A 25,083-nucleotide genomic window follows, 5' to 3' on the forward strand; every position below is an offset into this window, starting at 1 on the left:
GCGGCCATCGGCAATCCGTACGCCTCCGAGGAGGAGGTGGAGAAGATGGGCTGGGGGGACATCGCGAAGTCGGGTGCGTTCGGCGGGGACGTGGACTACAGCAAGGCCTCCTTCGACCAGGCGATGGCCAACAGTGAGCAGGGCTGGAAGGACGCGGGCCGGGACGTGATGACCTCCAGCACCGCCGGGCCTATGGGCCTGAACCCCGAGAACCTGCACAGTGCGTTCGGTGTCTCGGACCAGGAGTACGACCAGTACCTGGATGACACCTTCGGCCCCTCCCCCGAGGCCCGGGCCCAGGCTGCCGGGGCCGCCGGGGCCGCCGGGGCCGCCGGGGCCGCCGGGCAGCAGGGCGGTGAGGGCTGATGGGGCTCGGGGACATCACCAACTCGGTGCTGGGCGGGGCTGAGGACCTTTACGACGCGGGCAAGAAGAAGCTCGGTGAGGGCGTCGACTGGGCCACCGACAAGGTGGGCGAGGGCCTGGACTACGTCGGTGCGCACGACTGGGCCGACAGTGTGGAGGACTGGGGCGACGACATCGCCTCCGACCTGGGCGCCACCCCGGGTGAGCAGCAACTCGGCCAGACGGACGAGCCCAACGAGCTCGTCCACGGCAATCCCGGCAAGATCCGCGAGAGCGCCAAACACCTGAAGGACTTCAACGGTGCTTTCGACAAGGTGAGTGCGGGGCTGCGGAAGGTCGACTCCTCCGGCTGGCAGGGCGAGGGCGGTGACGCCTTCCGCGAGAAGTTCGGCGTGCACCCGGCCAAGTGGGCGCAGGCGGCCGAGGCGTGCGGCGCGGCGGCGGGGGCGCTGGAGTCGTACGCGGACACCGTCAAGTGGGCGCAAGGCCAGGCCAAGGAGGCCGTCGAGCTCTACAAGAAGGGCGTGCAGGCGTCCAAGGACGCCGTGGATGCCTACAACAAGAAGGTCGACGCCTACAACGCCAAGATCAAGGCCAACCAGGACCCCGGCCCAAAACCCGAGCCGTTCCACGACCCGGGCAAGGCCGACATCAAGGCCGCAGCCCAGAAACTCGCCGAGGCCCGCAAACAGCGCAACACCGCCGCCTCCGAAGCACAGGGCAAGGTCAAGGCCGCCCTCGCCCACGCCCCCGCCGAGCCCCCTCCCCTGGAACGCCTCGGCCACGACTTCACCGATGGTTTCCAGGCGGCCAACACCGAACTCACCCACGTCGTCGGTGGTGCCCTCAAGGGCACGGCCGGCCTGGTGAACTTCGCCCGCGGCCTGAACCCCACCGACCCCTACAACCTGACCCACCCGGCCGCCTACATGCAGAACGTCAGCATGACGCTCTCCGGGCTGGCCTCCACCGCCTCCCACCCCGACCGGGCCGCGAAGACCATGTTGGACGAGTTCCGCAAGGACCCGTCCGAGTTCGGCGGACGCCTCCTGCCGCAGTTGCTCGGCACCGACGGCATCGGCATGGAAGCAGGCCTCGCCAGGGACGCCGCGGAAGCGGGCCTGACCCGCCAGGCGGCGGAAGCGGCGGCACGTCGGGAGGCACGGGCGGGGACGGAGGACGCCGCCGGAACCGCAGCGCGGGACCGTGTGAACGAGGACCCTCAGCAGCCCTCCCGAGAGGGCGAAGCGGTGGAGAGCAAGGGCACCGACCCGATCGACCTCGCCACCGGCAAGATGTACCTGCCGCAGACGGACGTCGTTCTCCCTGGTGCGCTGCCCCTGGTTCTCACCCGGCGGGTGGAGTCCGGCTATCACCTGGGTCGTTGGTTCGGCCCATCCTGGTCGTCCACCCTGGACCAGCGCCTGGAGATCGACGCGGAAGGGGTCGTCTTCGTCACGGAGGACGGCCTGCTCCTGTCGTATCCGCATCCGGCACCGGGCGTCCCGACCCTGGCGAGCCACGGCCCCCGCCTGCCTCTGGACCGCGTGGCCGACGGCTATACGATCACCGATCCCCGGACCCACCGAACCTGGCACTTCGCCGACCGCGGCGCCGAACTGGCAGTCCTGGAACAGATCGACGACCGCAACGGCAACTGGATCACGTTCGAGTACGACGCGGAGGGCACTCCGCTGGGCGTCTTCACGAGCGCCGGCCAGGGTGTCCGCATCACCACGGAGTCGGGCCGCGTCACGGCGTACCACCTGGCCACCACAGGCGAGGAGCTGAAACGCTTCGCCTACACGGACGGCAACCTCACGGAGGTCATCAACTCCTCAGGCCTCCCCTTACGCTTCACGTACGACGACGCGGGCCGGATCACGTCCTGGACGGACACGAACGACCGCGGCTACACCTACGAGTACGACGACCGGGACCGCTGCGTCGCGGAGGGCGGCGCGGCGGGCCACATGGCCCTGCGCCTGACGTACGAGGACCCGGACCCGACGACGGGCCTGCGGACCACTACGGCGACGACGGGCGAAGGCCACACACGCCGCTACCTGGTCAACAAAGCCTGGCAGGTGGTCGCTGAGACCGACCCCCTGGGCGCTACCACCCGTTACCGCCGGGACCGTTACAACCGCCTGCTCTCCACGACGGACCCGCTGGGTCACACGACGACGTTCGAGTACGACGACGCGGGCAACCTCAGGCGGGTGGTTCGCCCCGACGGCCGCGAGTCGAGGGCGGAGCACAACGCCCTCGGCCTGCCATTGAAGCTGGTGCACCCCGACGGCACGGTGATCCGCCAGACGTACGACGAACGGGGCAACCGCACATCGGTGACGGACCCGGCAGGCGGGACGACGCGCTTCACCTACACGCAGGCGGGCCATCTGAGGTCCGTGACCGACCCGCTGGGCCACACGACGACGGTCGTCTGCGACCTGGCGGGCCTGCCGGTCGAGGTGACGGACCCGCTGGGCGCGGTGACCCGCTACGAAAGGGACGCTCTCGGCCACCCGATTGCGATCACGGACCCCACCGGCGCGACAACCCGGCTGGAATGGTCACCCGAGGGCCACCTGACCCGCCGCACAGCTCCCGACGGCACGACGGAGACGTGGACGTACGACGGGGAGGGCAACTGCACGAGCCACACCGACCCTCTGGGCGGCGTCTCCCGCTACGAGTACACCCATTTCGACCTGCTGGCGGCACGGACGGGCCCGGACGGCGTCCGCTACGAGTTCACCCACGACACGGAACTGCGCCTGACGGAGGTCACGAACCCGCAGGGTCTGACGTGGACGTACGTGTACGACGCGGCCGGCCGCCTGGTGACGGAGACGGACTTCGACGACCGCACGCTGACGTACGAGTACGACGCGGCCGGTCGCCTTGTCGGGCGGCGGAACGCGCTCGGCGAGGCGGTGTCCTTCGAGCGCAACGAGCTGGGCCAGATGCTCCGCAAGGACGCGGCAGGCCGGATCACGACGTACGCCTACGACCTGACCGACCAGCTCGCGCAGGCGACGGGCCCGGACGGCACGACGCTCTCTCTGCTGCGCGACCGCTATGGCCGCCTGCACTCGGAGACGGTCAACGGCCGGACGTTGACTTACACGTACGACGCGCTGGGCCGCCGGACGGGCCGCAAGACGCCGACGGGGGCGAAGACGACATGGTCGTACGACGCCTGCGGGCGCCGCACGGGCATGGTGGCGTCGGGCAGGGCGATCGACTTCACGTACGACGAGGCGGGCCGCGAGCTGACCCGCCACCTCGGCGGAACGATCGCGCTGCGGCACACCTTCGACGTCCTGGGCCGCCTGACCACCCAATCCGTGACCGGAGCCGAGGGCCGCACCGTCCAGCACCGGACGTACACGTACCGCGCCGACGGCAACCTGACCGGCATAGACGACCACCTGTCCGGCTCCCGCCGCTTCGACCTGGACGCGACGGGCCGGGTGACGGCGGTCCACGCGGCCGGGTGGACGGAGCGGTACGCCTACGACGAGGCAGGCAACCAGACCCAGGCGTCCTGGCCGCCGGGCCACCCGGGCAGCGAGGCGACGGGACCGCGCTCCTACGAGGGCACCCGCATAACCCGGGCCGGCAGCGTCCGCTACGAGCACGACGCGCTGGGCCGCGTCACCCTCCGCCAGAAGACCCGCCTCTCCCGCAAGCCGGACACCTGGCGCTACGAATGGGACGCCGAGGACCGCCTGACCTCGGTGGTGACCCCCGACGGCACCCGGTGGCGCTACACCTACGACCCCCTGGGCCGCCGCACGGCGAAACTCCGCCTGGCGGAGGACGGCGAAACGGTTCTGGAGAGGGTGGTCTTCACCTGGGACGGCACCACCCTCTGCGAACAGACCACCACGTCCCCCGACCTCCCCAACCCGGTCACCCTCACCTGGGACCACCAGGGCCTACGACCGCTGTCCCAAACGGAACGCATCACCGCAGCCGACGCCCCGCAGCAGGAGATCGACTCCCGCTTCTTCGCCATCGTCACCGACCTGATCGGCACGCCCAACGAACTCATCGACGAAGGGGGCGACATCGCTTGGCGCACCCGAAGCACCCTGTGGGGGACGACGGCGTGGACGGCCAACAGCACGGCGTACACGCCCCTACGCTTCCCGGGCCAGTACTACGACCCCGAGACTGGCCTGCACTACAACTATTTCCGCCACTACGACCCTGAAGCGGCCCGGTACCTCACCCCCGATCCCCTCGGATTGACGCCCGCCCCCAACCCCGCCACCTACGTCTACAACCCTCAGACGCACTCCGATTCGCTTGGACTCGCACCTGACTATCCTGACGGGGAAGCACCGAGAGGACAGTTCGACTTCAGGGAGTCGAATCCGAACTTCCCTCCCCATGAAGCAGCAACCAACGCCATGAGGTCCGCACCGATCGGCGGAAATATCGACTGCTCAGAAATCGCCGAATACATCCTCCGCGAAACAGGGGGAGAGGGTAAGGTGATAAACTTCACAATTCGCAACAGCTCTGAAATTACGATCCCTGAAAAAATGGGGGCCCGGCTGCCCGAATATCGTTATCACGACGTCTATACCGACGGAAGGTACGTATACGATCCCGCAATGAGTAAAAATCCGATCACATACGGAGATTACGAACGGGCCATTCGCCTATCCAACCCGGGCAAGAAGCTCATCGTCGGAGACGGCGGGTATTCTGGCCCCCTCTGGTGAGACAGGATTGGACATTTCATGCCCACCCGAAGTATGGAAGCAATGCAAGCCCTCAGCAGGTTTGGAGAACTCGCCTGGTTCAAGTTGCCCAAAGAGTACAACGATATTTATGACTACCATCAAGTGCCGTACATGGGGTGGCGCTTTATTTCTCCCCAGGAAGGTGTCGCACAGTACATCGCGGATGCCGTGCGAGAAATTCCTACTCAAACCGAGTGGGAACTCGACACAACAAGAAGAAATTGGGTCCTGCTACCAAGCCGGATTTTGCGCGAAGCCCAAGGGCTCGCAGACCCTGCTTTCTCAGACGTCATCCACTCCATCGACACACAAGATCAGGACTTCTGCCGCAAGGCACTTTCGGACTTCAACCTAATCATCCTGCATCTCCAACAGATCCCGATTCCGGAAGGGCTTCACCCCAAGAACGCTGACACACCTTGAGCCGAGGGCAGAAACCGCAGAATCCCTTACCCAGCCCCAGTTCAGGGTTCAGGGTTCAGGGTTCAGGGAGAAGATTGACGATGAGAATGAACCACAGGATGCTCGCCCTTGTTGGCCTCGACTTGCCTTCGGTTCGGCCGGACGACGTTCCTTCCGCGTATCGTGCGATCGCGGCAGAAGGCTGGACCGTGGATGCGAATGACGCCTATCTGCTTTCCGTGTTGCTGGGCGGCTATCATGGGCCTGCGGTCAAAGAATTCCAGGACATTGTTCACTTCGAAGCAACGGTGAACGGGCGTGCCATGATGGATTATCATCTTCCCGCCGGCCCGGAAAGACAAGACCAACTTCTGCGGCGCTCAATCGCCTACGCATGTATGGTCCTGCAGTGCGTCCCTGCGGAAAGCGAGCACGCTGTCCTGGGGTACGTTTCCCTTTCGGAGGGCGGCTTATCGGACGGCATCCTGACTTCGCACGTCACCTTCTGCACGCGCCGCCCAGGTGTTCTGCCTTATGTCGACCAAATCCAGGGATACTCCGAGGAAGCGCTGCTGGAGCTCTCCAGAGACGACGCCGTGGAGGTTCTCGCCGCACGTACGAACTGATTTGGCGGTGACTGCGGCGTCGGTAGTGATTGAGGCGGGAGCGGTGTTGATGACGGCGGCGCCGACGTGGCCAGGTGACTGAGGCCGGGAAGCGAGCTCGAATGTGGCGTCCTGGAAGAACTGTCTTGCTTTCGGATTTCGTGGACAGAGAAAAATCGATCGAGGACCTGGAGGAGGTCAGATGGCCGCCCCCGCCAGGGGACAGCACGTCCCTGGTCCGCGGCGTGCATGAACTGAGGAAGCGTCCTGTCAAAGATCTGTCGGCAGAGGATCTGCGCCGGTTGATCGGGCAGGACATCGGGCTTCGGTGGCTGCTTCCGGTGGCCCTGGACTTCCTGAGGGAGACCGCTCCGGACGAAGCAGCCACCGGTTGGTACGACGACGATCTTCTGTCGGCGGTGCTCACGAGAAAGGAGCCGGTGTGGAGATCCTCGGCCGAGTGGGCTCGCCACTTGAACGAGACCATCGCCATGCTGACCGACTTGTCTCCCTACATCCAGCAGGAAGTGGATGAATTCCGCACGGCGTTGTCCGACCTGCTGTGAGAGAGCGATCCGCGGCATGAGCCACGAGCCATCGCAGACCTCACCGCCCTTCGGTCCGCCGCCTGCCAGTTCCCCGCCTCCCGCACCGACTGTGTGGACACCACCGTCGGCGTTCGAGCAGGCACTGGTCCAAGCAAGGGGCGTGGGACGACTTCATTGGTGTCGCCGGGTTGCTCAGGTGAGTCTGATCGTCGGGCCGGTCTCGGCGAGGCAGCAGTCTATGACCAGACCGCCGGCCGCCACCGATCACCGGGTGCGCTCAGTGCGGTCGTCGTACTCTGCGCGGGCGGTGATGACTTCTTCGATGTGCAGCACGGACCACTCCGTGAGCGCCTTCAGCGGTTCCCGCAGCGTCTGGCCGAGCGCGGTCAGCTCATACTCCACATGCGGCGGCACCTCTGGATAGACGGTCCGGCTGACCAGCCCGTCGCGTTCGAGGGTGCGCAGCGTCTGGGTGAGCATCTTCTCGCTCACGCCTGCCAGCGCCTGCCGGAGCTGGCCGAACCGGGAGGTCCCGTTCCGGCCGAGTTCGCCCAGCACGAGGACCGCCCACTTGCTGCCGATCTGGTCGAGCAGGTCCCGCGACGGACAGCCGCGCTCGTACGGATCGAATGACGGCGTGGGCCCGGTCACGTTCTCGGCAGCAGCCATAGGCCTCACCTCAATGCTATCGGTCGGGTAAGTACCGTACCAACGAGTGGCTACTCCCCAATAGAGAGTGTCCAGGTCATCCTGTGTTCCATCCCGCCACGGACGGACCGCGGCAGGTGTGTGAGGTACGCGCGGAAGGAAGGAATGACCATCATGCCGATCGTCGTCACCGGGGCCACCGGCCAGCTGGGCAGGCTCACCGTCGAGGCACTGCTACGGCGCGGGATCCCGGCCGCGGAGATCATCGCGACCGGCCGGGACATCGCCAGGATCAAGGACCTGGCCGACCGAGGCATCACGGTACGCCGCGCCGACTTCGCGGACACCGACGGCCTGGCCCAGGCATTCGCGGGGGCGGACAGGCTGCTGCTGATCTCGGCCTCGGTCCCCGTGGGCGAGCGGTTCGCCAACCACCGCCGCGTGATCGACGCCGCGGCGTCCGCAGGCGTGTCGCTGGTGGCGTACACGAGCACGACGCACGCGGACACGGCCACCACCGTCATCGGTGCCACGCACCGCGAGACCGAGGAGTATCTGCGGGACCGCGGAATCCCCAGCGTGCTGCTGCGCAACGGCTGGTACCTGGAGAACTACACCAGCCAACTGCCGCAGATCCTGCAGAACGGCGCGGTCGCCGGCGCCGCGGGCGAGGGGCGGATCAGCGCCGCGTCCCGCGCCGACTACGCCGAGGCGGCAGCGGTCGTCCTCACCACTGAAGGCCACACCGGCGCCGTGTACGAGCTCGGCGGCGACGAATCCTTCACCCTGACCGAGCTCGCCGCCGCGATCTCCGCTTCGGCCCGAAAGCAGGTCACCTACGCTGACCTCCCGGTGACCGAATTCGCCCAGGTACTGGCCGCCGCGGGCCTACCCGCCGAGCTGGCGGAGGTCCTCGCTGACGCTGACCGCGGCATGAACCGCGGCGAAATGTACACCGACTCCGGCGACTTGCGCCGCCTGATCGGCCGCCCGCCCGTGCCCCTGGCCGAGGCACTCGCGGTCGCCGCCCTGCATTGATGAGTTCGAACTCGCGATGTGGCCGGATTGCTCAGGTGGGTCTGATTGTCAGGCCGGTTTCGGCGAGGCAGCCGTCTATGAGTTCGCTGCGGTACTGGATGTGCCGTAGGCGCGTTAGCCTCATGTTGTGCAGTTGCCTCGGGAACGGTCGAACGCCGCCGATGTCCTGCTCGCAGCGTTTCCGAACCGCCTTGCCGGTGACGTTCAGCGCGTCCTGGCGGTGGTACCGGACGCGAGGCTCGCGCCGATGAGGCCCTTCGAGGTCGAGGTGCAGGGCGAGACCGTCGTCATCCCCTCGCGCATCTACAACGAGGAGCCGAGCGTCGGCTCGGAACGGCTCCTCACCGGAACCCGCCAGGTGATTCTGCATTGCCTGTACTCCCGGCACAGCGATGGCCGAGTCCGCCAGCGCCATCTGGAATATGTCCTGGAATCGACGCAGCCGTGGGTGGCCCCGTTCGTGGTGCAGCTGGCCGGCGAGTACGTGTTGGAGATCCTCGACGTGATCCGGCAGGGGCTTGCCGGCCTCGCTGTCCCAGGCTCGGCCCAGCGCAGGCTCTACGGGGAGTTCATCACGCGGAACCCGGTCTTCTTCGCGCGGACGGAGCGACGAGTGGTGAGCTACTGGTCGTGCTCTTACCGCTGGAAGTACCCGGTGTTCGGGGAGTATCCGGGGGGCGCTCTGATGGAGGCGTTCCGGGCCGCCGCGTCGGAACACCTCGGCGCGCCATGGCCGCGCAACACGCCACGTCCATAGCGGAAGACGGGGCAGGCCAGGCGCCATGACCGGCCAGGGACAGGCAGGTACCCGGAGAACCCGGTGCAGCTCTCAGGCCGTCTCACACTCGGGCCCACTGACGGCCGTTTTGGTCTGGACCTATTGACACTCCCAATTGGTCTGGACCAACTTGAACGCATGCCTCCCCACAGAAGACCCAGCCGACGCAACCGCTTGGGCGCCTGCGTCACCGTCGCCCTGGCCCTCTCCGCCGCGGGCCTCGCCGCCGCCCCCGCCTCCGCGGCGGACGTGAACAATGTCCGGAACGCCGGTTTCGAGTCCGGCCTGGCCAACTGGACCTGCTCCGCGAGCAGCGGTACGACGGTCGCCTCCCCGGTACACGCCGGCACGGCCGCGCTGAAGGCGACGCCGGCCGGACAGGACAACGCCCAGTGCACCCAGACGGTGGCGGTGAAGCCGAACTCCACGTACACCCTGGGCGCGTGGGTGCAGGGCGGTTACGCGTACCTGGGTGTGACGGGCACGGGCACGACGGACGTCTCGACCTGGACCCCGGACACCACTTCCTGGAAGCAGCTGTCGACGTCGTTCACGACGGGCCCGTCCACGACGTCGGTCACCGTCTACACGCACGGCTGGTACGGCCAGGCCGCGTACTACGCCGACGACGTCTCGGTGTACGGCCCCGACGGCGGCTCGGGCGGTGATCCGGCCCCGACGGTCCCGGCTGCGCCGACCGGCCTGAGCGTGACGGGCACGACGTCCTCCTCGGTGTCGCTGGCCTGGTCGGCCGTGTCGAACGCGACCGGCTACACCGTCTACCGGGGCGGTACGAAGGTCGCGTCGGCGTCGGGAACGTCCGCGACGGTGACCGGCCTGTCGGCCGCCACCTCCTACTCCTTCCAGGTCACGGCCACCAACTCGGCCGGCGAGTCGGCGAAATCCGCGGCGGTGACGGCGACGACGGCCACGAACGGGGGCGACGGCGGCGGCACGCTGCCGAAGCACGCCGTGACGGGCTACTGGCAGAACTTCAACAACGGGGCCACCGTCCAGAAGCTCTCCGACGTCCCGTCCGCCTACGACATCATCGCCGTGGCCTTCGCCGACGCCACGTCGACTCCGGGCGCCGTGACCTTCAACCTCGACTCCTCAGGGCTGGGCGGCTACACGGTCGACCAGTTCAAGGCGGACATCAGGGCCAAGCAGAGGGCCGGGAAGAAGGTCATCGTCTCGGTGGGCGGCCAGAACGGCACGGTGTCGGTGAGCGATCCAACGTCGGCGGCGAACTTCGCCAACTCCGTCTACTCCCTGATGCAGACGTACGGCTTCGACGGCGTCGACATCGATCTGGAGAACGGTCTCAACGCGACGTACATGAGCCAGGCGCTGCGCACCCTGTCGGCGAAGGCGGGCTCGTCGCTCGTCATCACGATGGCACCGCAGACGATCGACATGCAGTCGACGTCGAACGCCTACTTCCGGACCGCCCTGAACGTGAAGGACATCCTCACGGTCGTCAACATGCAGTACTACAACAGCGGTTCCATGCTGGGTTGCGACGGCAAGGTGTACTCACAGGGTTCGGTGGACTTCCTGACCGCTCTGGCCTGTATCCAGCTGGAGGGCGGGCTCTCCCCGTCCCAGGTCGGGCTCGGCCTCCCGGCCTCGTCCCGCGCGGCGGGCAGCGGGTACGTCTCACCGTCGATCGTGAACAACGCGCTGGACTGCCTGGCCAGGGGCACCAACTGCGGTTCCTTCAAGCCGCCCAGGACCTACCCCGGGCTGCGGGGCGCGATGACGTGGTCCACGAACTGGGACGCGGCGTCGGGGAACGCGTGGTCGAGCGCGGTGGGGGCGCATGTGCACGGATTGCCGTAAGGGGTGGTGACGACACCGTGAGCTGAGGGGCGGGCGACTGGTAGCGCCCGCCCCGACCCCGCCTCCTACTACTCAAAGAGACATCTAGGATGCGTCTGCGTAGGCGAGATGAGCGCCTCAGACGGTGCAGCGGAAGAGCATCGCGGTTGCCCCCTCGCCCAGGTGGGTCAGGAAGTGCCCAAGCCGGTTCTCGTCGTGCCAACCGCCCATGCGCATGTCGGCCCGCAACTGGTCGAGGGCTTCGGGATGCGCCGCCAACTCGGCGTGCCCGACTTCGCCCACGAAGGCGGCCGCGTCCTGGCAGTGGACGAGCCAGTGCGGATCCTGCCAGGCATGGAAGCCAGGAGTGCGGCGGGTGACCTCGTGCAAGACGTCCTCGCTGACACCAGCGAGCCCGTAGGAATCACTGAATTCACCCGCGAAGTGTTCAGCAGCGCTCCCGTCTGCGATGCACCACGGGCAGAAAGGTCCGTCTACTTCGTGTGCGGTGTAGAAGGTGGCCGTATAGATCCAGCCAGTGGTGCGCCTGCAGCAGGCGCACGTCTCGGCGGCCGCGCGGATGGACCCACTTGCGATGGGGTCTGGGTGATAGCGAAAGAAGGGCAGGCTGCCACTCATCGCCGATTCCCGATCTGCGCACTGGTGGCCATGCCTACTGGTCCCATGGAGAGCAGTCTGTCCGTGACCAGGTTCCTGATCAAGCGCGGTGTGTCTCGCCGACCAGCTCGACCACCTCCGTGGACAGGATCCGCGGCAGCTTCTGGTGGCCGATCGGCCGGCGCTTGGTCGCGCTGTCCCGAGGCGAACGAACCGCTCGGGCGGGCCATGCCCGCCGGCTTGGGGCGGCGGGCGTCACTTCTCGTCCGCGCCGGGTTCCCCGCTGATGGATGCCTGGTAGACCTCCGCGTAGGTGGGCGAGTCCTTGACCAGGTCGTCGCAGAACGCGGCCACATCGGTGCCGATGAGTTCCAGGACTCCCTTGCCCGCGGCGACGCCCTCCTCGAAGAAGTCGACGATCCCGGGGAGCAGGGACCCGTCGGACAGGTTGACCGGTCCTACCTTGAACAGGTACTTCTGCATTTCCTTGTAGACGATCCGGTAGTCCGGCGGGAGGGCCTTGACCCGAGCCAGGTGCGCCCGCCACTGCTTCTTGCCCTCGATGATGTCCTGGATGCTCACGTCAGTCTCCCAGCCGGCTCAGTTTCCTTGCGACGTTCCTGTTCAACTGCTCGCGCCACCGGTCGCGATGGGTCCGAGCCCCTTCTCCACCGGCAAGCGCGGTGCAGAAGCCCTGGATGTCGTCGCCGAGCACCTCATGGACGCTCTGCCCGTCCGCCGCTGCCATTTCGAGCAGCCCCAGGGCGGCGTCGAGGATCGGCATGAGGTTGCGGCCGGTGAAGTCCCCGTAGGGGAAGAGGTGGGCGATGATCTGTCCCCACGCCGCCCGGTAGTCGTCCGGCAGGGCCTCGGCCCGGGCTTCGAACTTCTTCCAGTCCCTGGTGAGATCGCTGCCTGTGACCTTCTCCCAGAAGTTCATCTCCCGCCCCTCTTGAGCCTGTCGATGCGTGATGAGACGTACTGCCATTTGGCCCAGAACTTCGCGAGTTCTTCGCGTCCCGCGTCGTTGAGCGCGTAGAACTTGCGCGGCGGGCCGACCCCGGAGGGGCGTTTGGTCACCTGGACGAGCCCGTTCCTCTCCAGCCGCAGCAGGATGGTGTACACCGTGCCCTCGATGACATCGGTGAAGCCGAGCTCGTTCAGCTGACGGGTGATGGCGTACCCGTAGGTTTCCTCGTTGCCGATGATCTCGAGCACGCACCCCTCGAGCGTGCCCTTCAACATCTCCGTCAGGTCGTCCATCGCGGGTGCTCCTCAGCCCTGCCGGTACTACGTGGTACCGAGTACCGCTATACGGTAGCACCGAGTAGCACCGGTCGGGGGATCCGACGTTTTCCAGTCGGCCCTTTTTACTGCCTCTTGAACTGACCATGACATCGCTGGACGATGGAGCGCCGACCGGCACAGCGGACTCACAGCAGGCTCCGCCCCCGGCCCGCACCCACCCGCACGTCGCACTGAGGCACACCGCTCCCAGCTCCATTCCCCACATCCCGGCGACCCCGGGAGTCCTGGAGATCCAAGGAGAGTTCATGCGACTTCGCACCCGTGGCTCCGGCGCGCGCGGCAGCAGACGTGTCGCCGGGCTCGGCGCGCTGCTGGCCCTCGCCCTCGCCGCTCCCCTCTGGTCGGCGGCCACCGATGCCAGCGCCGACAGCGTCCGGAAGGCCGCCCCCTCCCGGGACGACATCCGGCAGTACGAGATCCACCAGAGCACCACGCCCGTGACCCGTACCGCCATCCAGCGCACCGGCGTCACGGTGGACGAGGCCGATGAGGAGACCGTGGTCGTCTCCGGGCGGGCCGACCAGATCCGTGAGCTGCGCCGACTCGGTTACAGCGTCAGCCCGTCGGGGGCGGCGCCGGAGCGGTCCGGGGCGCGGCTGTACGACTTCCCGAGTGCCGACTCGAAGTACCACAACTACGCCGAGATGAACACGGAGATCGACCAGCGGCTGGCCGCCTACCCGGGCATCATGAGCAAGCGGGTGATCGGCAAGTCGTACCAGGGCCGGGACATCGTCGCCATCAAGGTGAGCGACAACGTCGGGACGGACGAGGACGAGCCCGAGGTGCTGCTGACCTTCCATCAGCACGCCCGCGAGCACCTCACCGTGGAGATGGCGCTGTACCTGCTGCGCGAGCTCGGCGCCGGGTACGGGAGCGACTCCCGCACCACGAACCTCGTGAACAGCCGGGAGATCTGGATCGTGCCGGATCTCAATCCGGACGGCGGCGAGTACGACATCGCGACCGGGTCGTACCGGTCCTGGCGTAAGAACCGGCAGCCCAACGCCGGTTCGTCGTACGTCGGGACCGACCTCAACCGGAACTGGAACTACAAGTGGGGCTGCTGCGGGGGCTCGTCGGGGTCCACCTCGTCCGAGACCTACCGGGGCGCCGCCGCCGAGTCGGCGCCCGAGGTGAAGGTGGTCGCCGACTTCGTGCGCGGGCGGGTCGTCGGCGGGAAGCAGCAGATCAAGGCGGGCATCGACTTCCACACGTACAGCGAGCTGGTGTTGTGGCCGTTCGGGTACACGTACTCCGACACGGCGACCGGGATGACGGCGGACGACGCCGCCGCCTTCAAGGCCGTGGGGCAGAAGATGGCCGCCAGCAACGGCTACACGGCGGAGCAGTCCAGCGATCTGTACATCACCGACGGGTCGATCGACGACTATCTCTGGGGCACCCAGAAGATATTCGACTACACCTTCGAGATGTACCCGACGTCCAGTTTCGACGGCGGGTTCTACCCGCCCGACGAGGTGATCGAGCGGGAGACCTCACGCAACAAGGACGCGGTGTTCCAGCTGTTGGAGAACGCGGACTGTATGTACCGGTCCATCGGCAAGCAGGCCCAGTACTGCGGCTAGGGCCCGCCTGCCGGGTGGCTACTCCTCGAAGTAGGCGTCCAGCACCGCGTCCAGCTGCTCGTCCCACTCCGCGAAGCGGCTCCTGGCCGGGGCCTCGATCTCGATCGGGTACCAACGGCGGTCAGGGGTGTGCACGGTGACGGTGTATCGCTTGCCGAAGCGGGGGGTCTCCGTCTCGACCGCGCCGATCTCGTCCCAGCGGAACTCGCAGGCCTCCTCGTCGAGGCTGAGGCGGACACCCCGGTGGTCGGCCACGATTCTGGCGCGGCGGTCGGCGGCCTCGAAGACGGGGCCGTCGGGTGCCTCGTCCGCGTCTTCTTCCGGCTCCTCGACCTGGGCGGCGGGGGCCGTCTCGGCGACGGACTCCTCCGTGGCCGCCTCCCCCTCCTCGGGTTTGGCGTCCTCCGGCTTCTCCGCCGCGGGCGGGGTGATCCCGGGGATGAAGGCCGGGTCGAATCCGGCGCCCTCCAGGGGCTGCTTGCTCGAACCTATGCGCTGCTCCACGGCGGCAGTATGGACGACATACCTGTGCCGGGACCAGCCAGCCCGCCATTCACCCGGGTTCGCCCCGTTCCCGCGCCCCCCTCATGACCGACGGGCCGTCCGGTGCGGCCCGAGCCGGTCCGCCCGGCTACACGAACACGCTCAACACCCCCGCCACCGCGAACCCCACCACCGACAGCACCGTCTCCAGCACCGTCCACGTCTTGAGCGTGTCCCGCTCGCTGATGCCGAAGTACTTGGCGACCATCCAGAAGCCGCCGTCGTTGACGTGGGAGGCGAAGATGGAGCCCGCGGAGATGGCCATGATGACCAGGGCGACGAAGGGCTGGGAGTGGTCGCCCTCGGACAGCAGGGGCGCGACGATGCCCGCCGTCGTCACGATCGCGACCGTGGCCGAGCCCTGGGCGACCCGCAGGACGACGGAGATCAGGTAGGACAGGACGAGCACGGGCAGGCCGACGTCGTGGAAGGTGTCCGACAGGGCCTGGGCGACGCCGCTGGCCTTGAGGACCGCGCCGAAGACGCCGCCCGCGCCGACCACCAGCAGGATGTTGCCGACCGGCTTCAGCGAGGCGGTCGACACCGCCTCCAGGGACTTGCGGGACCAGCCGCGCCGGATGCCGAGGAGGTAGTAGGCGAGCAGCAGGGCGATGGTGAGGGCGACGAAGGGGTGGCCGAAGAACTCCAGGACCGAGCGGCCGGTCGAGGGGTCGAGGGCGACGGAGGAGAAGGTGGCGGCGAGGATGAGGATCAGCGGGGTGCCGATGATGCCGAGGACGGTGCCGAGGGGTACGGGGTCCTCGCGCGGTTCGACGCCGGCGCGGCGCTGCTCCTCGGCCACCTCGCGCTTGGCCTCGTCGGCCGCCTCGACCATGTCCTGCGGTACGGCGACGAAGATGCGGTTGCCGATCCAGGCGGAGAAGGCCCAGGCGGCGAGCACGGCGGGGATGCCGCAGACGACGCCCATGAGGATGATCCAGCCCAGCTGGACGTGCAGCAGTCCCGCGGCGGCCACCGGGCCGGGGTGCGGCGGCAGGAAGGCGTGGGTCATGGACAGGCCGGCGAGCAGCGGGAGGCAGTAGAGGAGGATCGACTTCCCGCCTCGCTTGGCGGCCGCGTACACGATCGGTGCAAGGACGAAGATGCCCACGTCGAAGAAGACGGGGATGCCGAAGATCAGGCCGGTCAGGCCCATGGCGAGGGGGGCGCGCCGTTCGCCGAAGAGGTTGAGCAGCCGGGAGGCCAGTACCTCGGCGCCGCCGCTGACTTCGAGGATCGCGCCGAGCATGGTGCCGAGGCCGATGATGATGGCGACGTGGCCGAGGATGCCGCCCATTCCGGACTCGATGGTGGAGACGGCGTCCGAGCGCTGGACGGTGCCGAAGAGTTCGGTGACCGACAGCCCGGAGAGCAGGCCGACGGCTATGGAGACGGCGAGCAGGGCGACGAACGGCTGCAGTCTCACCTTGATGATCAGGAACAGCAGGAGGGCTATTCCGAGGGCGGCCACCAGGAGCAGGCCGGTGGTGCCGTCGACGAGGAGGAGCAGGCCTCCGGTGTGGGGCGGGGTGGTGGGGGTGGCCGCGGCGAGCGGGTGGGACATGGGGGTCCTCTGGTTGAGGTCATGGAGCTTTCGGGCAGGGGGCATCGCGGCGCGGCGCCCGTGGGGGTGGTGGGGCGCCGTGCCGTGGCGGCGTGCGGGTTGCGGGAGTCGGCGGGCGTCAGCCGAGTACGGCGAGCGCGTCGATCTCGATGAGGAGCCCGGCGGGAAGGCCGACGTAGACCGTGGTGCGCGCGGCGGGCGGCTGGGTGAGGCCCTGCTCCTCGAAGTAGGTGTTGTAGATCTCGTTCATCTCGGCGAAGTGGGCGGTGTCCGTGAGGTAGACGCGGATCATCATCGCGTCGTCCCAGCCGGCGCCGCCCTCCTCGAGGATCGCCTTGACGTTGGCGAGGGTCTGGAGGGTCTGCTCGCGCAGGGTGGGGCCGGCGGGCGTCGGCGGCTTGCCCTCCTCGGCCGGGAGGAAGCCGACCTGGCCGGCGACCTGGAGGATGTTGCCCTTCCTGACTCCGTGGGAGAACTTCGCGGGCGGGGTGGTGTGGGTCCTGGGAGTGAGCGCGATCTTGTCGGTCATGTGGCTTCCTTGATCGGGGTCCTGCCTGAGTACTCGCCGCTGATCGCGTCCGCCGTACGGCGCACCAGCGGGAGCAGGGTGAGGAGTTCGTCGGCGGTGACGACGACGTTGGGTGCGGAGACCGACATCGCGGCGACCACCCGGCCGTCGGCGCCCCGGATCGGTGCGGCGACGCAGTTGATGGACTCCTCGTGGCCGCCGAGGTCGGTGGCCCAGCCCTGTTCGCGCGTTTTCTCCAACTCCTTCAGGAAGGCGGTGGGGTTGGGGGTCGAACGGGACGTGTACATGGGGTATTCGAGCTTGTCGGCGAGGGCGCGGCGCTCGGGTTCCGGGAGGTCGGCGAGGAGGAGTTTCGCGACGGCCGCGACGGTGATGGCCACGGGCTTGCCGATCCGGGAGTACATGCGTACCGGGTAGCGGCTGTCCACCTTGTCGATGTAGAGGACCTCGCCCTCCTCGTACACGGCGAGGTGGACGGTGTGCCCGCAGGCCTCGTTCAGCCGGGTCAGGTGGGGGTGGGCGATCTCGCGGATGTCGAGGTTCTCCATCGCTTCCTGGGCGAGGGCGAAGAGGCGGGCGCCGAGGCGGTAGCGCTGGTCGGACTGGCGGTAGACGAGGCCGTGTTCGTGGAGGGTGCGCAGGAGCCGCATGGCCGTGGACTTGTGGACGCCGAGGCGGTCGGCGACCCGGCCGAGGTCGGCGGGGCCCTCGGCGAGCAGCGGCAGGATGCTCAGCGCGCGGTCGACGGTCTGGCTCATGGTGTGCGTACCTCCTCGTCGGCCCGGTGGGCGGCGTGTGTCCAGCCGGGGCCGAGTCGAAGTCTCCCCCATGCCTCCTCGTCGAGGGCGGTCAGCCGGTCGGCGTGGTCGCGGGAGGGAGGGGTGGCGAGGTCGCCGGGGACGGCGAGGGCGGCGGCGGCCATCAGGTGGCCGTGCCGGAGCCGGTCGGGAACGGGGAGTCCGCGCAGGGTGGCGGAGAGGTAGCCGGCGGCGAAGGCGTCCCCGGCGCCGGTCGTGGCCACGACGTCGACGTCGAGGGACGGGACGAAGACGGCGCCGCCCGGGTGCAGGGCCGTCGCCCCGTGGGCGCCCTGCTTGACCACCAGGACCTCGGGTTCGGGGAGCGCGGCGCGGAGGGCGGAAGGGCTTTCCCCGAGGCCCCACAGTTCCTCGGCCTCGTCCTGCCCGACGAAGACGATGTCCGCGGCCCGGGCCAGTTCCAGCAGCACGCGGGGTCCGTCCGGGTCGCGCCACAGTCCGGGCCGGTGGTTGACGTCGAAGGAGACGAGCGGGCGGCCGGGGTGGGGGGCGGTGAGCTCGCGGGTGAGGGCCAGGCACTCGGGGGAGAGTGCCGGGGTGATCCCGGTCAGGTGGAGTACGCGCCCGGCGCGCACCGCGGCCAGGTCCACGGTGTCCGCCGACATGGCGGAGGCCGCCGAGCCGGCCCGGTAGTACGCCACCTCGTGGGCGTCGGTGCCGCGGTCCCCGGCGGTGCGGAAGTAGACGCCGGTGGGCCGGGCCTCGTCGCGGCGTACGGCGGTGACGTCGACGCCGTAGCCGCCGATCGTCTCGATCAGATGGTCGCCGAAGCCGTCCGCGCCGACCCGGCCGACCCACCGTACGGAGTGGCCGGCGGACGCCAGTACGCAGGCCACGTTGGACTCGGCGCCGCCGATCGCGCGGTCGAAGGAGGGTACGTCGGCGAGGCGGCCGGGCCGGGTGGGCAGGAAGGTGACCATGGACTCGCCGAGCGCGACGACGTCCACGACGTCGGGGGCCTTGCGGGATCCGGTGGTGGTCACGATCGTCGTAGCTCCTCGGTCCGGGTGGGGGCGGACGCCGTTGACCCGGCGTGGCCGAGATGTTAGACAGCGGTGAGCGACATGCGCAACGAATGTTGCACAGAATGCAACATCCCATTTCAGGAGGCCTTATGAGCATCGAAGCGCTCGCCCGACTGGCCGAGGAGCGCGTCGACCACCGCTTCAAGGGCCTCCCGCCGGACGCCGACGGCCTCACCGTCGGCGAGCTGGCCGCCCAGCGCCGCAACCTCTTCACCGGCGGCTTCACGACCCCGGTCCTCGCCCTGTCCGCCGAACGCCTGGCGCACAACCTGGAGCTGATGGAGGAGTACGCGGCCCGCCACGGCCTGGCGTTCGCGCCGCACGGCAAGACGTCCATGGCGCCGCAGCTGTTCCGGCGGCAGATCGAGCACGGGGCGTGGGGCATCACGCTCGCGGTGCCGCACCAGGTGCGGGTGGCGCGGGCGTTCGGGGTGCAGCGGGTGTTCCTCGCCAACGAGCTGGTGGACGCGGCTGCCCTGCGCTGGGTCGCCGCCGAGCTGGCCGCCGACCCGTCCTTCCGGTTCGTCTGCTACGTCGACTCGGTGCGCGGGGTGGAGCTGATGGACGCGGCGCTGGCGGGGGCCGTCCGCCCGGTGGACGTGGTGGTCGAGCTGGCCGCCGGGGAGGGTGCCCGGACCGGGGTGCGTACGGAGGCGGAGTGCGCGGCGGTCGCGGACGCGGTGGCCGCCGTACCCACGCTGCGGCTGGCCGGGGTGGCCGGTTACGAGGGCGAGGTGCCCCGGGCCGATCCGCAGCGGGTGACGGACTGGTTGCGGCGACTGGTCGCGCTGGCCGCCGACTTCGACAAGGCGGGGCGGTTCGCGGCGGCCGGTCTCGACGAGATCGTGGTGAGCGCCGGCGGCAGCGCCTGGTTCGACGCGGTGGCCGACGTCTTCGCCGGTATCCCGGAACTGTCCCTGCCGGTGCTGAAGTTGCTGCGCTCGGGTGCGTACGTCTCGCACGACGACGGGCACTACCGCAGGCTGACCCCCTTCAACCGGGTGCCCGAGGAGGGTGGCCTGGAGCCCGCGTTCCGGCTGTGGGCGCAGGTGGTGTCCCGGCCCTCGGCGGAGCAGGCCTTCGTGAACGCGGGCAAGCGGGACGCGGCGTACGACCTCGACCTGCCGTTCGCGCAGGTGGTCCGCCGGGACGGTGCCGAACGGCCGGCCACGGGTGTCACGGTCACCGCCCTGTCCGACCAGCACGCCTGGCTCGGCACCAGCCCCGAGGCGGATCTGCGGGTCGGGGACTGGGTGGGCATGGGGCTGTCCCACCCGTGCACGTCCTTCGACAAGTGGCCGCTGATCCCGGTGGCCGAGGCGGACGGCACGGTCGTCGACTACATCCGCACGTTGTTCTAGGAGGCCGGCGTGGAAGACCTCGTCATCCGGGACGTGGACGTCGTGGACGGCAGCGGTGAGCCGTCGTACCGCGCGGACGTGGTGATCGACGACGGCAGGATCACCGCCGTCGTCAAGGAGGCCGCGGCGGCGGGCTGCCAGCGCCCGCGCGCGATGCGGGAACTGGACGCGGAGGGCCTGGTCCTCTCTCCCGGTTTCATCGACATGCACGCCCACAGCGACCTCGCCCTGCTGCGCGACCCCGACCACGGCGCGAAGGCCGCGCAGGGCGTGACCCTGGAGGTCGTCGGCCAGGACGGACTGTCGTACGCGCCGGTCGACGACCGCACGCTCGACGGGGTGCGCCGGGCCATCACCGGCTGGAACGGGTACGGCGACGACATCGACTTCGACTGGCGGTCGGTGGGCGGGTACCTGGACCGGCTGGACCGGGGCATCGCCGTCAACGCCGCCTACCTGATCCCCCAGGGCACCGTCCGCGCGCTGGTCGTCGGCTGGGAGGACCGCCCGGCGACGGCGGAGGAGATCGTCCGGATGCGGGAGCTGGTCGCCCAGGGGATGGAGCAGGGCGCCGTCGGCATGTCGTCGGGGCTCACGTACACGCCCGGCATGTACGCCGACGACGCCGAACTGACCGAGCTGTGCCGGGTGGTGGGGTCGTACGGCGGCTACTACTGCCCGCACCACCGCTCGTACGGGGCGGGCGCGCTCGAGGCGTACGCGGAGATGGTGGAGCTGACCCGGAAGGCGGGCTGCCCGCTGCACCTGGCCCACGCGACCATGAACTTCGGCGTGAACAAGGGCCGCGCGGCCGATCTGCTGGCCCTCCTGGACGACGCGCTCGCCGCCGGGGCCGACATCAGCCTCGACACCTACCCCTACACGCCCGGCTGCACGACCCTGGCCGCGCTGCTGCCGGGCTGGGCGAGCGCGGGCGGCCCGGAGGCGGTCCTCGCGCGGCTCGCGGACGGGACGACGGCCGAGCGGATCCGGCACGACCTGGAGGTCACCGGCTCGGACGGCTGCCACGGCGTGCCCGTCGAGTGGGACACCGTCGAGATCTCCGGTGTGAGCGACCCGGCCCTCGCCGACCACGTCGGCCGTACGGTGCTGGAGTCCGCCCGGCTGCACGGCGAGGAGCCCTGGACCACGGCCCGGCGGCTGCTGGTCGAGGACCGGCTGGGCTCGACGATCCTGCAGCACGTCGGGCACGAGGAGAACGTCCGGGCGATCATGCGGCACCGTACGCACACCGGTGGCTCGGACGGCATCCTGCAGGGCGCCAAGCCGCATCCGCGGGCGTACGGCACCTTCCCGCACTACCTCGGGCACTACGTACGCGAGTTGGGCGTGCTGTCGCTCGAGGAGTGCGTCCACCACCTCACCGCGCGGCCCGCGGCCCGGCTGCGCCTGCCGGACCGGGGGCTCGTCCGTGAGGGGTACCGCGCCGACCTGGTGCTGTTCGACCCGGCGACGGTCGCGGCGAGGGCCACGTTCGAGCAGCCGCGCACACTGCCCGTCGGCATTCCGTACGTCCTGGTCGACGGGCGGTTCGTGATCGAGGACGGCCGGCGGACGGACGTGCTGGCCGGCCGGGCGGTCCGCCGGACTCCTCCGTGCTGACCGCCCGCCCGTCATGCCCCTGTCACGGCTTGGGCAGGGTGCAGCCGCTCAGGGTGAGGTCCAGCTTGTTGCCGGTGGTGAAGCAGGCCGGGATGTTGTAGGTCTCCTCGGCGTAGTTGATGTTCTTGCGGACGGTCACGTTGCCGTTCGCGTCGACCTCGCAGGGGTTGTTCTCGGTGCAGCGCTCGCCGTCCTCGTTGCCGGTGTTGTTGACGGCGACGACCTTGCCGGTGGCGTTGTCGATGACCGGGGAGCCCGAGGTGCCGCCGATGGTCTGGCAGGCGGAGGTGTAGCGGACCGAGTCCTTCCAGGTCCAGTCGCCCTCCTTCAGGCGGTAGACGAAGCCGTCCACGTTGCAGGCGTACGTCCTCTTCCAGTAGCCGGAGACGACGGTGATGGCGGTGCCGGCCGTCGGGTGGGTGTCCTGGAGCGTCAGCGCGCTGATCCCGTACGAGCTCTTGATCTGCGCGTACGTGGTGGTGAGCTGGTAGAGCGTCACGTCGGTGTCGGTCATCGTCGAGTACACGACCTTGCTGGCGCGCAGCGTCCCGACCCGGGTGGCCGAGGAGTTGAGCAGACCGAAGGTGCGGCTGGACGACTGGCCGACGATCACCTCGCCGGGGTCCGGGAAGCCGGTCTCCAGGCAGTGGCCGTTCGTCATCACCAGCGCCGGGTCGCTGTCCGCGGACTTCGGGAAGCGGACGACCGAGCCGGAGCAGTTGCTGAGCGACACCGTGCCGGCGAAGTTGACGGCCTTGACCGAGGGCGCCGCGCTCTTCGTCGCGGTCGTCCTGGCCGCGGTCGTCTTGGCCGCGGTCGTCTTGGCCGCGGTGGCGCCCTCGGCCGCCGTGGCGGCTGCCGCCGGTGCCATGCCCGCCCCGGTGATCACCAGGGTCGCGAGCGCGGCAAGGAGAGGCTTGTTCATGTGGGGGTCCCCTCTGCAGACGTGAGCGACCGGAAATCTTCCGGCCGCCTGCCGTCTTGTCATGCGCATTGTTATGTTCAAGGAGGGGTGACGGCAATAAGCCGCCGACAATGCACCGCTCGCCGCGCGAGGGTCAACCCACCACGAAACGCGACTACTTGGGACCCTTGGTGTTCCCCCTGCCGTGTCCTCGGGAGTTACCGGGGCCGGACTCCGCCGTCGTCCGGGACGCGGTCGGTGTCGCGGTGGCCGGAGCGGTCGGCGTGACACCGGCAGACGCGGCGGAGGTGACGGCGGGGCTCGCGGACCGCGCCGCGCCGTCCGGGAGGCCGCCCTCGGACGCCGTACCGCCCGCCCCGGCGGCGGCCGGCTCCACGGCCTTGAGCGTGCCCGCCGTCGGGTCACCGGAGGACCCGGACGGGGACACCGACCGCCCGGGCACCGACGCGTCACCTCCCGCCGTCGACGCCGTACGCCCGTGCCGCCCCTGCGGCGCGTCCGGCGACCCCGAGACCGCCAGTCCCGCGATCACGGCGGCGAGCGACGCGACGCCCACCGCTCCGACGGCGACCGCCGCACGGCGCCCGCGCCGGCCGCCCGACCGCCTCCGTGCCCCCCGCCCGGCGGCGCGGTGCCGTACGGCCCGTCCGGCGCCGGGCGGATCCCCGCCGACGGCCACCGGCAGCTCGCGCGTCTCGTCGTAGGCGTTCTGCCAGCCGTGGGCGGCTGCGGGATCGGCGTACCCCTCGTACGCCGGAGCCGGAGCGGCCGACGGGTGGTACACGTTCGGCGGCGGCGGCTCGCCGTCCGGCTGCGGCTGGGCAGTGCTCGACATGGCCCGCGATTCTAGTGCCGGGGCCACAGGGACCTGTGGGGCTGCTGGGGCAGCCATCGCAGATAACAGACCAAAACGCCCGTCTCACGTGTCGGAAAACACGACCCGGCACCCGTTACCGGGCCGTAAGCTCCCTGACATGCAGGTGATCCAGTCGACCAAGCTCGCCAATGTCTGTTACGAGATCCGGGGCCCGGTGCTCGAGGAGGCGATGCGGCTGGAGGCGGCAGGGCACCGCATCCTGAAGCTGAACACCGGCAATCCCGCCGCCTTCGGCTTCGAGTGCCCGCCCGAGATCCTCGAGGACGTCCTCCGCAACGTCTCCACGGCCCACGGCTACGGCGACGCCAAGGGGCTGCTGGCCGCCCGCCGCGCGGTCGTCATGCACAACCAGACCATCGGCATCGAGACGGACGTCGAGCACGTCTTCATCGGCAACGGTGTCTCCGAGCTGATCGTGATGGCGATGCAGGGGCTGCTCGACGACGGCGACGAGGTCCTCGTCCCGGCGCCCGACTACCCCCTGTGGACGGCGGCCGTCTCCCTGTCCGGCGGTACGGCGGTCCACTACCGCTGCGACGAGCAGTCCGACTGGATGCCCGACCTCGCCGATGTGGAGCGCAAGGTCAGCGACCGCACCAAGGCGATCGTCATCATCAACCCGAACAACCCGACGGGCGCGGTGTACGACGAGACGGTGCTGCGCGGGCTGACCGACATCGCCCGCCGCCACAACCTGCTGGTCTGCTCCGACGAGATCTACGACAAGATCCTCTACGACGGTGCGACGCACACGCCGACCGCGGCGATCGCCCCGGACCTGATGACCCTCACCTTCAACGGCATGTCGAAGGCCTACCGGGTGGCCGGCTACCGGGTGGGATGGATGTCGATCTCCGGCCCGCGCGCGCACGCCGACTCCTACATCGAGGGCCTGACGATCCTGGCCAACATGCGCCTGTGCGCGAACATGCCGGGGCAGCACGGGGTCGTGGCCGCGCTCAGCGGACGCCAGTCGATCAAGGACCTGGTGCTGCCGGGCGGGCGGCTGAAGGAGCAGGTGGACGTCGCCTACGAGCTGCTCACCCAGATCCCGGGCGTGACCTGCGTGCGGCCGAAGGGGGCGCTGTACCTCTTCCCACGCCTGGACCCGCAGGTCTTCAAGATCAAGGACGACCGGCGGATGGTCCTGGACCTGCTGCGCCAGGAGAAGATCATGGTGGTCCAGGGCACCGGCTTCAACTGGCCCGAGCCGGACCACTTCCGGGTGGTGACGCTGCCGTCGGTGGGCGATCTGCGGGACGCGGTCACGCGGATCGGCACCTTTCTCGATGGCTACAGCCAACTTTAGACGAAATCTAAGCTAGGATGGCTTC

General features: G+C 69.1%; 23 protein-coding genes and 2 pseudogenes. 12 read left to right on the plus strand and 13 right to left on the minus strand.

Annotation, left to right across the window (positions count from 1 at the left end; all coding sequences use genetic code 11):
* From ACWC21_RS21400 to ACWC21_RS21420, 5 genes and pseudogenes are all read left to right on the plus strand, one after another.
* A pseudogene (locus ACWC21_RS21400) lies at window positions 1-366 on the plus strand (hypothetical protein); the annotation flags it as partial.
* Window positions 366-5,108 (plus strand): putative T7SS-secreted protein, encoded by a 4,743-nt coding sequence (locus tag ACWC21_RS21405; protein ID WP_450884088.1) that lies wholly within the window; start codon window positions 366-368, stop codon window positions 5,106-5,108. The pseudogene ACWC21_RS21400 and the gene ACWC21_RS21405, both read left to right, overlap by 1 nt.
* A 42-nt stretch (window positions 5,109-5,150) precedes the next feature.
* Window positions 5,151-5,552 carry a hypothetical protein gene (locus ACWC21_RS21410; protein ID WP_450884090.1) on the plus strand — a complete coding sequence of 134 codons (402 nt, stop codon included), beginning with the start codon at window positions 5,151-5,153 and terminating at the stop codon, window positions 5,550-5,552.
* An 80-nt stretch (window positions 5,553-5,632) separates the two neighbouring features.
* The gene (locus ACWC21_RS21415) at window positions 5,633-6,157 is read left to right on the plus strand and encodes a hypothetical protein (RefSeq protein WP_450884092.1); all 525 of its coding nucleotides are present in this window, start codon (window positions 5,633-5,635) and stop codon (window positions 6,155-6,157) included.
* 125 nt (window positions 6,158-6,282) lie between these two features.
* The gene (locus tag ACWC21_RS21420; protein ID WP_450884094.1) at window positions 6,283-6,702 is read left to right on the plus strand and encodes a contact-dependent growth inhibition system immunity protein; all 420 of its coding nucleotides are present in this window, start codon (window positions 6,283-6,285) and stop codon (window positions 6,700-6,702) included.
* 246 nt (window positions 6,703-6,948) lie between these two features.
* On the opposite strand, the gene ACWC21_RS21425 is transcribed toward ACWC21_RS21420, so the two are convergent.
* Complete coding sequence (locus ACWC21_RS21425; RefSeq protein ID WP_450884096.1) at window positions 6,949-7,353, minus strand: winged helix-turn-helix transcriptional regulator; 405 nt, start codon at window positions 7,351-7,353, stop codon at window positions 6,949-6,951.
* Between the two features lie 144 nt (window positions 7,354-7,497).
* On the opposite strand from ACWC21_RS21425, the gene ACWC21_RS21430 reads away from it, so the two are divergent.
* On the plus strand, window positions 7,498-8,370 hold the full coding sequence (locus ACWC21_RS21430) for an SDR family oxidoreductase (RefSeq protein ID WP_450884098.1): 873 nt from the start codon (window positions 7,498-7,500) through the stop codon (window positions 8,368-8,370).
* 31 nt (window positions 8,371-8,401) lie between these two features.
* Here the strand turns inward: ACWC21_RS21430 and ACWC21_RS21435 are convergent.
* Window positions 8,402-8,479: pseudogene (locus ACWC21_RS21435) on the minus strand (transposase); the annotation flags it as partial.
* Between the two features lie 18 nt (window positions 8,480-8,497).
* On the opposite strand from ACWC21_RS21435, the gene ACWC21_RS21440 reads away from it, so the two are divergent.
* Window positions 8,498-9,127: a hypothetical protein gene (locus ACWC21_RS21440; protein WP_450884100.1), complete on the plus strand. Its 630-nt coding sequence runs from the start codon at window positions 8,498-8,500 to the stop codon at window positions 9,125-9,127.
* A gap of 159 nt (window positions 9,128-9,286) precedes the next feature.
* Window positions 9,287-10,990 (plus strand): chitinase, encoded by a 1,704-nt coding sequence (locus ACWC21_RS21445; RefSeq protein ID WP_450884102.1) that lies wholly within the window; start codon window positions 9,287-9,289, stop codon window positions 10,988-10,990.
* Window positions 10,991-11,107: 117 nt separating this feature from the next.
* On the opposite strand, the gene ACWC21_RS21450 is transcribed toward ACWC21_RS21445, so the two are convergent.
* From ACWC21_RS21450 to ACWC21_RS21465, 4 genes are all read right to left on the minus strand, one after another.
* On the minus strand, window positions 11,108-11,608 hold the full coding sequence (locus ACWC21_RS21450; protein ID WP_450884104.1) for a CbrC family protein: 501 nt from the start codon (window positions 11,606-11,608) through the stop codon (window positions 11,108-11,110).
* Between the two features lie 234 nt (window positions 11,609-11,842).
* Window positions 11,843-12,169 carry a DUF1048 domain-containing protein gene (locus tag ACWC21_RS21455; RefSeq protein WP_450884106.1) on the minus strand — a complete coding sequence of 109 codons (327 nt, stop codon included), beginning with the start codon at window positions 12,167-12,169 and terminating at the stop codon, window positions 11,843-11,845.
* A gap of 1 nt (window position 12,170) precedes the next feature.
* Window positions 12,171-12,527, minus strand: a complete 357-nt coding sequence (locus ACWC21_RS21460) for a DUF1048 domain-containing protein (RefSeq protein ID WP_450884108.1) — start codon at window positions 12,525-12,527, stop codon at window positions 12,171-12,173.
* The gene (locus ACWC21_RS21465; RefSeq protein WP_389149526.1) at window positions 12,524-12,850 is read right to left on the minus strand and encodes a PadR family transcriptional regulator; all 327 of its coding nucleotides are present in this window, start codon (window positions 12,848-12,850) and stop codon (window positions 12,524-12,526) included. Before ACWC21_RS21465 ends, ACWC21_RS21460 begins: the two co-directional genes overlap by 4 nt.
* A 290-nt stretch (window positions 12,851-13,140) precedes the next feature.
* Between ACWC21_RS21465 and ACWC21_RS21470 the strand changes: the two genes are divergently transcribed.
* Entirely contained in the window at window positions 13,141-14,484 is a 1,344-nt protein-coding gene (locus ACWC21_RS21470; RefSeq protein ID WP_450884110.1) for a M14 family metallopeptidase, read from the plus strand.
* Window positions 14,485-14,502: 18 nt separating this feature from the next.
* Here the strand turns inward: ACWC21_RS21470 and ACWC21_RS21475 are convergent, their stop codons facing one another.
* From ACWC21_RS21475 to ACWC21_RS21495, 5 genes are all read right to left on the minus strand, one after another.
* Entirely contained in the window at window positions 14,503-14,988 is a 486-nt protein-coding gene (locus ACWC21_RS21475) for a hypothetical protein (protein WP_450884112.1), read from the minus strand.
* A 127-nt stretch (window positions 14,989-15,115) separates the two neighbouring features.
* On the minus strand, window positions 15,116-16,591 hold the full coding sequence (locus tag ACWC21_RS21480; RefSeq protein ID WP_450884114.1) for a GntP family permease: 1,476 nt from the start codon (window positions 16,589-16,591) through the stop codon (window positions 15,116-15,118).
* A gap of 118 nt (window positions 16,592-16,709) precedes the next feature.
* Window positions 16,710-17,120 carry a RidA family protein gene (locus tag ACWC21_RS21485; RefSeq protein WP_450884116.1) on the minus strand — a complete coding sequence of 137 codons (411 nt, stop codon included), beginning with the start codon at window positions 17,118-17,120 and terminating at the stop codon, window positions 16,710-16,712.
* Entirely contained in the window at window positions 17,117-17,878 is a 762-nt protein-coding gene (locus tag ACWC21_RS21490; RefSeq protein WP_450884118.1) for an IclR family transcriptional regulator, read from the minus strand. The genes ACWC21_RS21485 and ACWC21_RS21490 overlap by 4 nt, the downstream gene beginning before the upstream one ends.
* A complete protein-coding gene (locus ACWC21_RS21495) occupies window positions 17,875-18,921 on the minus strand; it encodes a sugar kinase (protein WP_450884120.1) in 1,047 nt (348 codons plus the stop codon). The genes ACWC21_RS21490 and ACWC21_RS21495 overlap by 4 nt, the downstream gene beginning before the upstream one ends.
* 131 nt (window positions 18,922-19,052) lie before the next feature.
* On the opposite strand from ACWC21_RS21495, the gene ACWC21_RS21500 reads away from it, so the two are divergent.
* Together ACWC21_RS21500 and ACWC21_RS21505 are read left to right on the plus strand one after the other, a co-directional pair.
* On the plus strand, window positions 19,053-20,324 hold the full coding sequence (locus ACWC21_RS21500; RefSeq protein WP_450884122.1) for an amino acid deaminase: 1,272 nt from the start codon (window positions 19,053-19,055) through the stop codon (window positions 20,322-20,324).
* 9 nt (window positions 20,325-20,333) lie between these two features.
* Window positions 20,334-21,947 (plus strand): N-acyl-D-amino-acid deacylase family protein, encoded by a 1,614-nt coding sequence (locus tag ACWC21_RS21505; protein WP_450884124.1) that lies wholly within the window; start codon window positions 20,334-20,336, stop codon window positions 21,945-21,947.
* Window positions 21,948-21,969: 22 nt separating this feature from the next.
* On the opposite strand, the gene ACWC21_RS21510 is transcribed toward ACWC21_RS21505, so the two are convergent.
* Entirely contained in the window at window positions 21,970-22,872 is a 903-nt protein-coding gene (locus ACWC21_RS21510) for a S1 family peptidase (protein WP_450884126.1), read from the minus strand.
* A 154-nt stretch (window positions 22,873-23,026) separates the two neighbouring features.
* Complete coding sequence (locus ACWC21_RS21515) at window positions 23,027-23,707, minus strand: hypothetical protein (RefSeq protein WP_450884128.1); 681 nt, start codon at window positions 23,705-23,707, stop codon at window positions 23,027-23,029.
* Window positions 23,708-23,846: 139 nt separating this feature from the next.
* Between ACWC21_RS21515 and ACWC21_RS21520 the strand changes: the two genes are divergently transcribed.
* Entirely contained in the window at window positions 23,847-25,058 is a 1,212-nt protein-coding gene (locus ACWC21_RS21520; protein WP_450884130.1) for a pyridoxal phosphate-dependent aminotransferase, read from the plus strand.
* Window positions 25,059-25,083: the final 25 nt, after the last annotated feature.

Source organism: Streptomyces sp. NPDC001348 (assembly GCF_053597535.1).

Excerpts from the sequence above, each read along its gene's own strand:
- ACWC21_RS21405 (WP_450884088.1), top strand. The coding sequence starts at position 366 with ATGGGGCTCGGGGACATCACCAACTCGGTGCTGGGCGGGGCTGAGGAC.
- ACWC21_RS21410 (WP_450884090.1), top strand. The coding sequence starts at position 5,151 with ATGCAAGCCCTCAGCAGGTTTGGAGAACTCGCCTGGTTCAAGTTGCCC.
- ACWC21_RS21415 (WP_450884092.1), top strand. The coding sequence starts at position 5,633 with ATGAGAATGAACCACAGGATGCTCGCCCTTGTTGGCCTCGACTTGCCT.
- ACWC21_RS21425 (WP_450884096.1), bottom strand. The coding sequence starts at position 7,353 with ATGGCTGCTGCCGAGAACGTGACCGGGCCCACGCCGTCATTCGATCCG.
- ACWC21_RS21430 (WP_450884098.1), top strand. The coding sequence starts at position 7,498 with ATGACCATCATGCCGATCGTCGTCACCGGGGCCACCGGCCAGCTGGGC.
- ACWC21_RS21445 (WP_450884102.1), top strand. The coding sequence starts at position 9,287 with ATGCCTCCCCACAGAAGACCCAGCCGACGCAACCGCTTGGGCGCCTGC.
- ACWC21_RS21450 (WP_450884104.1), bottom strand. The coding sequence starts at position 11,608 with ATGAGTGGCAGCCTGCCCTTCTTTCGCTATCACCCAGACCCCATCGCA.
- ACWC21_RS21460 (WP_450884108.1), bottom strand. The coding sequence starts at position 12,527 with ATGAACTTCTGGGAGAAGGTCACAGGCAGCGATCTCACCAGGGACTGG.
- ACWC21_RS21465 (WP_389149526.1), bottom strand. The coding sequence starts at position 12,850 with ATGGACGACCTGACGGAGATGTTGAAGGGCACGCTCGAGGGGTGCGTG.
- ACWC21_RS21470 (WP_450884110.1), top strand. The coding sequence starts at position 13,141 with ATGCGACTTCGCACCCGTGGCTCCGGCGCGCGCGGCAGCAGACGTGTC.
- ACWC21_RS21480 (WP_450884114.1), bottom strand. The coding sequence starts at position 16,591 with ATGTCCCACCCGCTCGCCGCGGCCACCCCCACCACCCCGCCCCACACC.
- ACWC21_RS21485 (WP_450884116.1), bottom strand. The coding sequence starts at position 17,120 with ATGACCGACAAGATCGCGCTCACTCCCAGGACCCACACCACCCCGCCC.
- ACWC21_RS21490 (WP_450884118.1), bottom strand. The coding sequence starts at position 17,878 with ATGAGCCAGACCGTCGACCGCGCGCTGAGCATCCTGCCGCTGCTCGCC.
- ACWC21_RS21500 (WP_450884122.1), top strand. The coding sequence starts at position 19,053 with ATGAGCATCGAAGCGCTCGCCCGACTGGCCGAGGAGCGCGTCGACCAC.
- ACWC21_RS21510 (WP_450884126.1), bottom strand. The coding sequence starts at position 22,872 with ATGAACAAGCCTCTCCTTGCCGCGCTCGCGACCCTGGTGATCACCGGG.
- ACWC21_RS21515 (WP_450884128.1), bottom strand. The coding sequence starts at position 23,707 with ATGTCGAGCACTGCCCAGCCGCAGCCGGACGGCGAGCCGCCGCCGCCG.
- ACWC21_RS21520 (WP_450884130.1), top strand. The coding sequence starts at position 23,847 with ATGCAGGTGATCCAGTCGACCAAGCTCGCCAATGTCTGTTACGAGATC.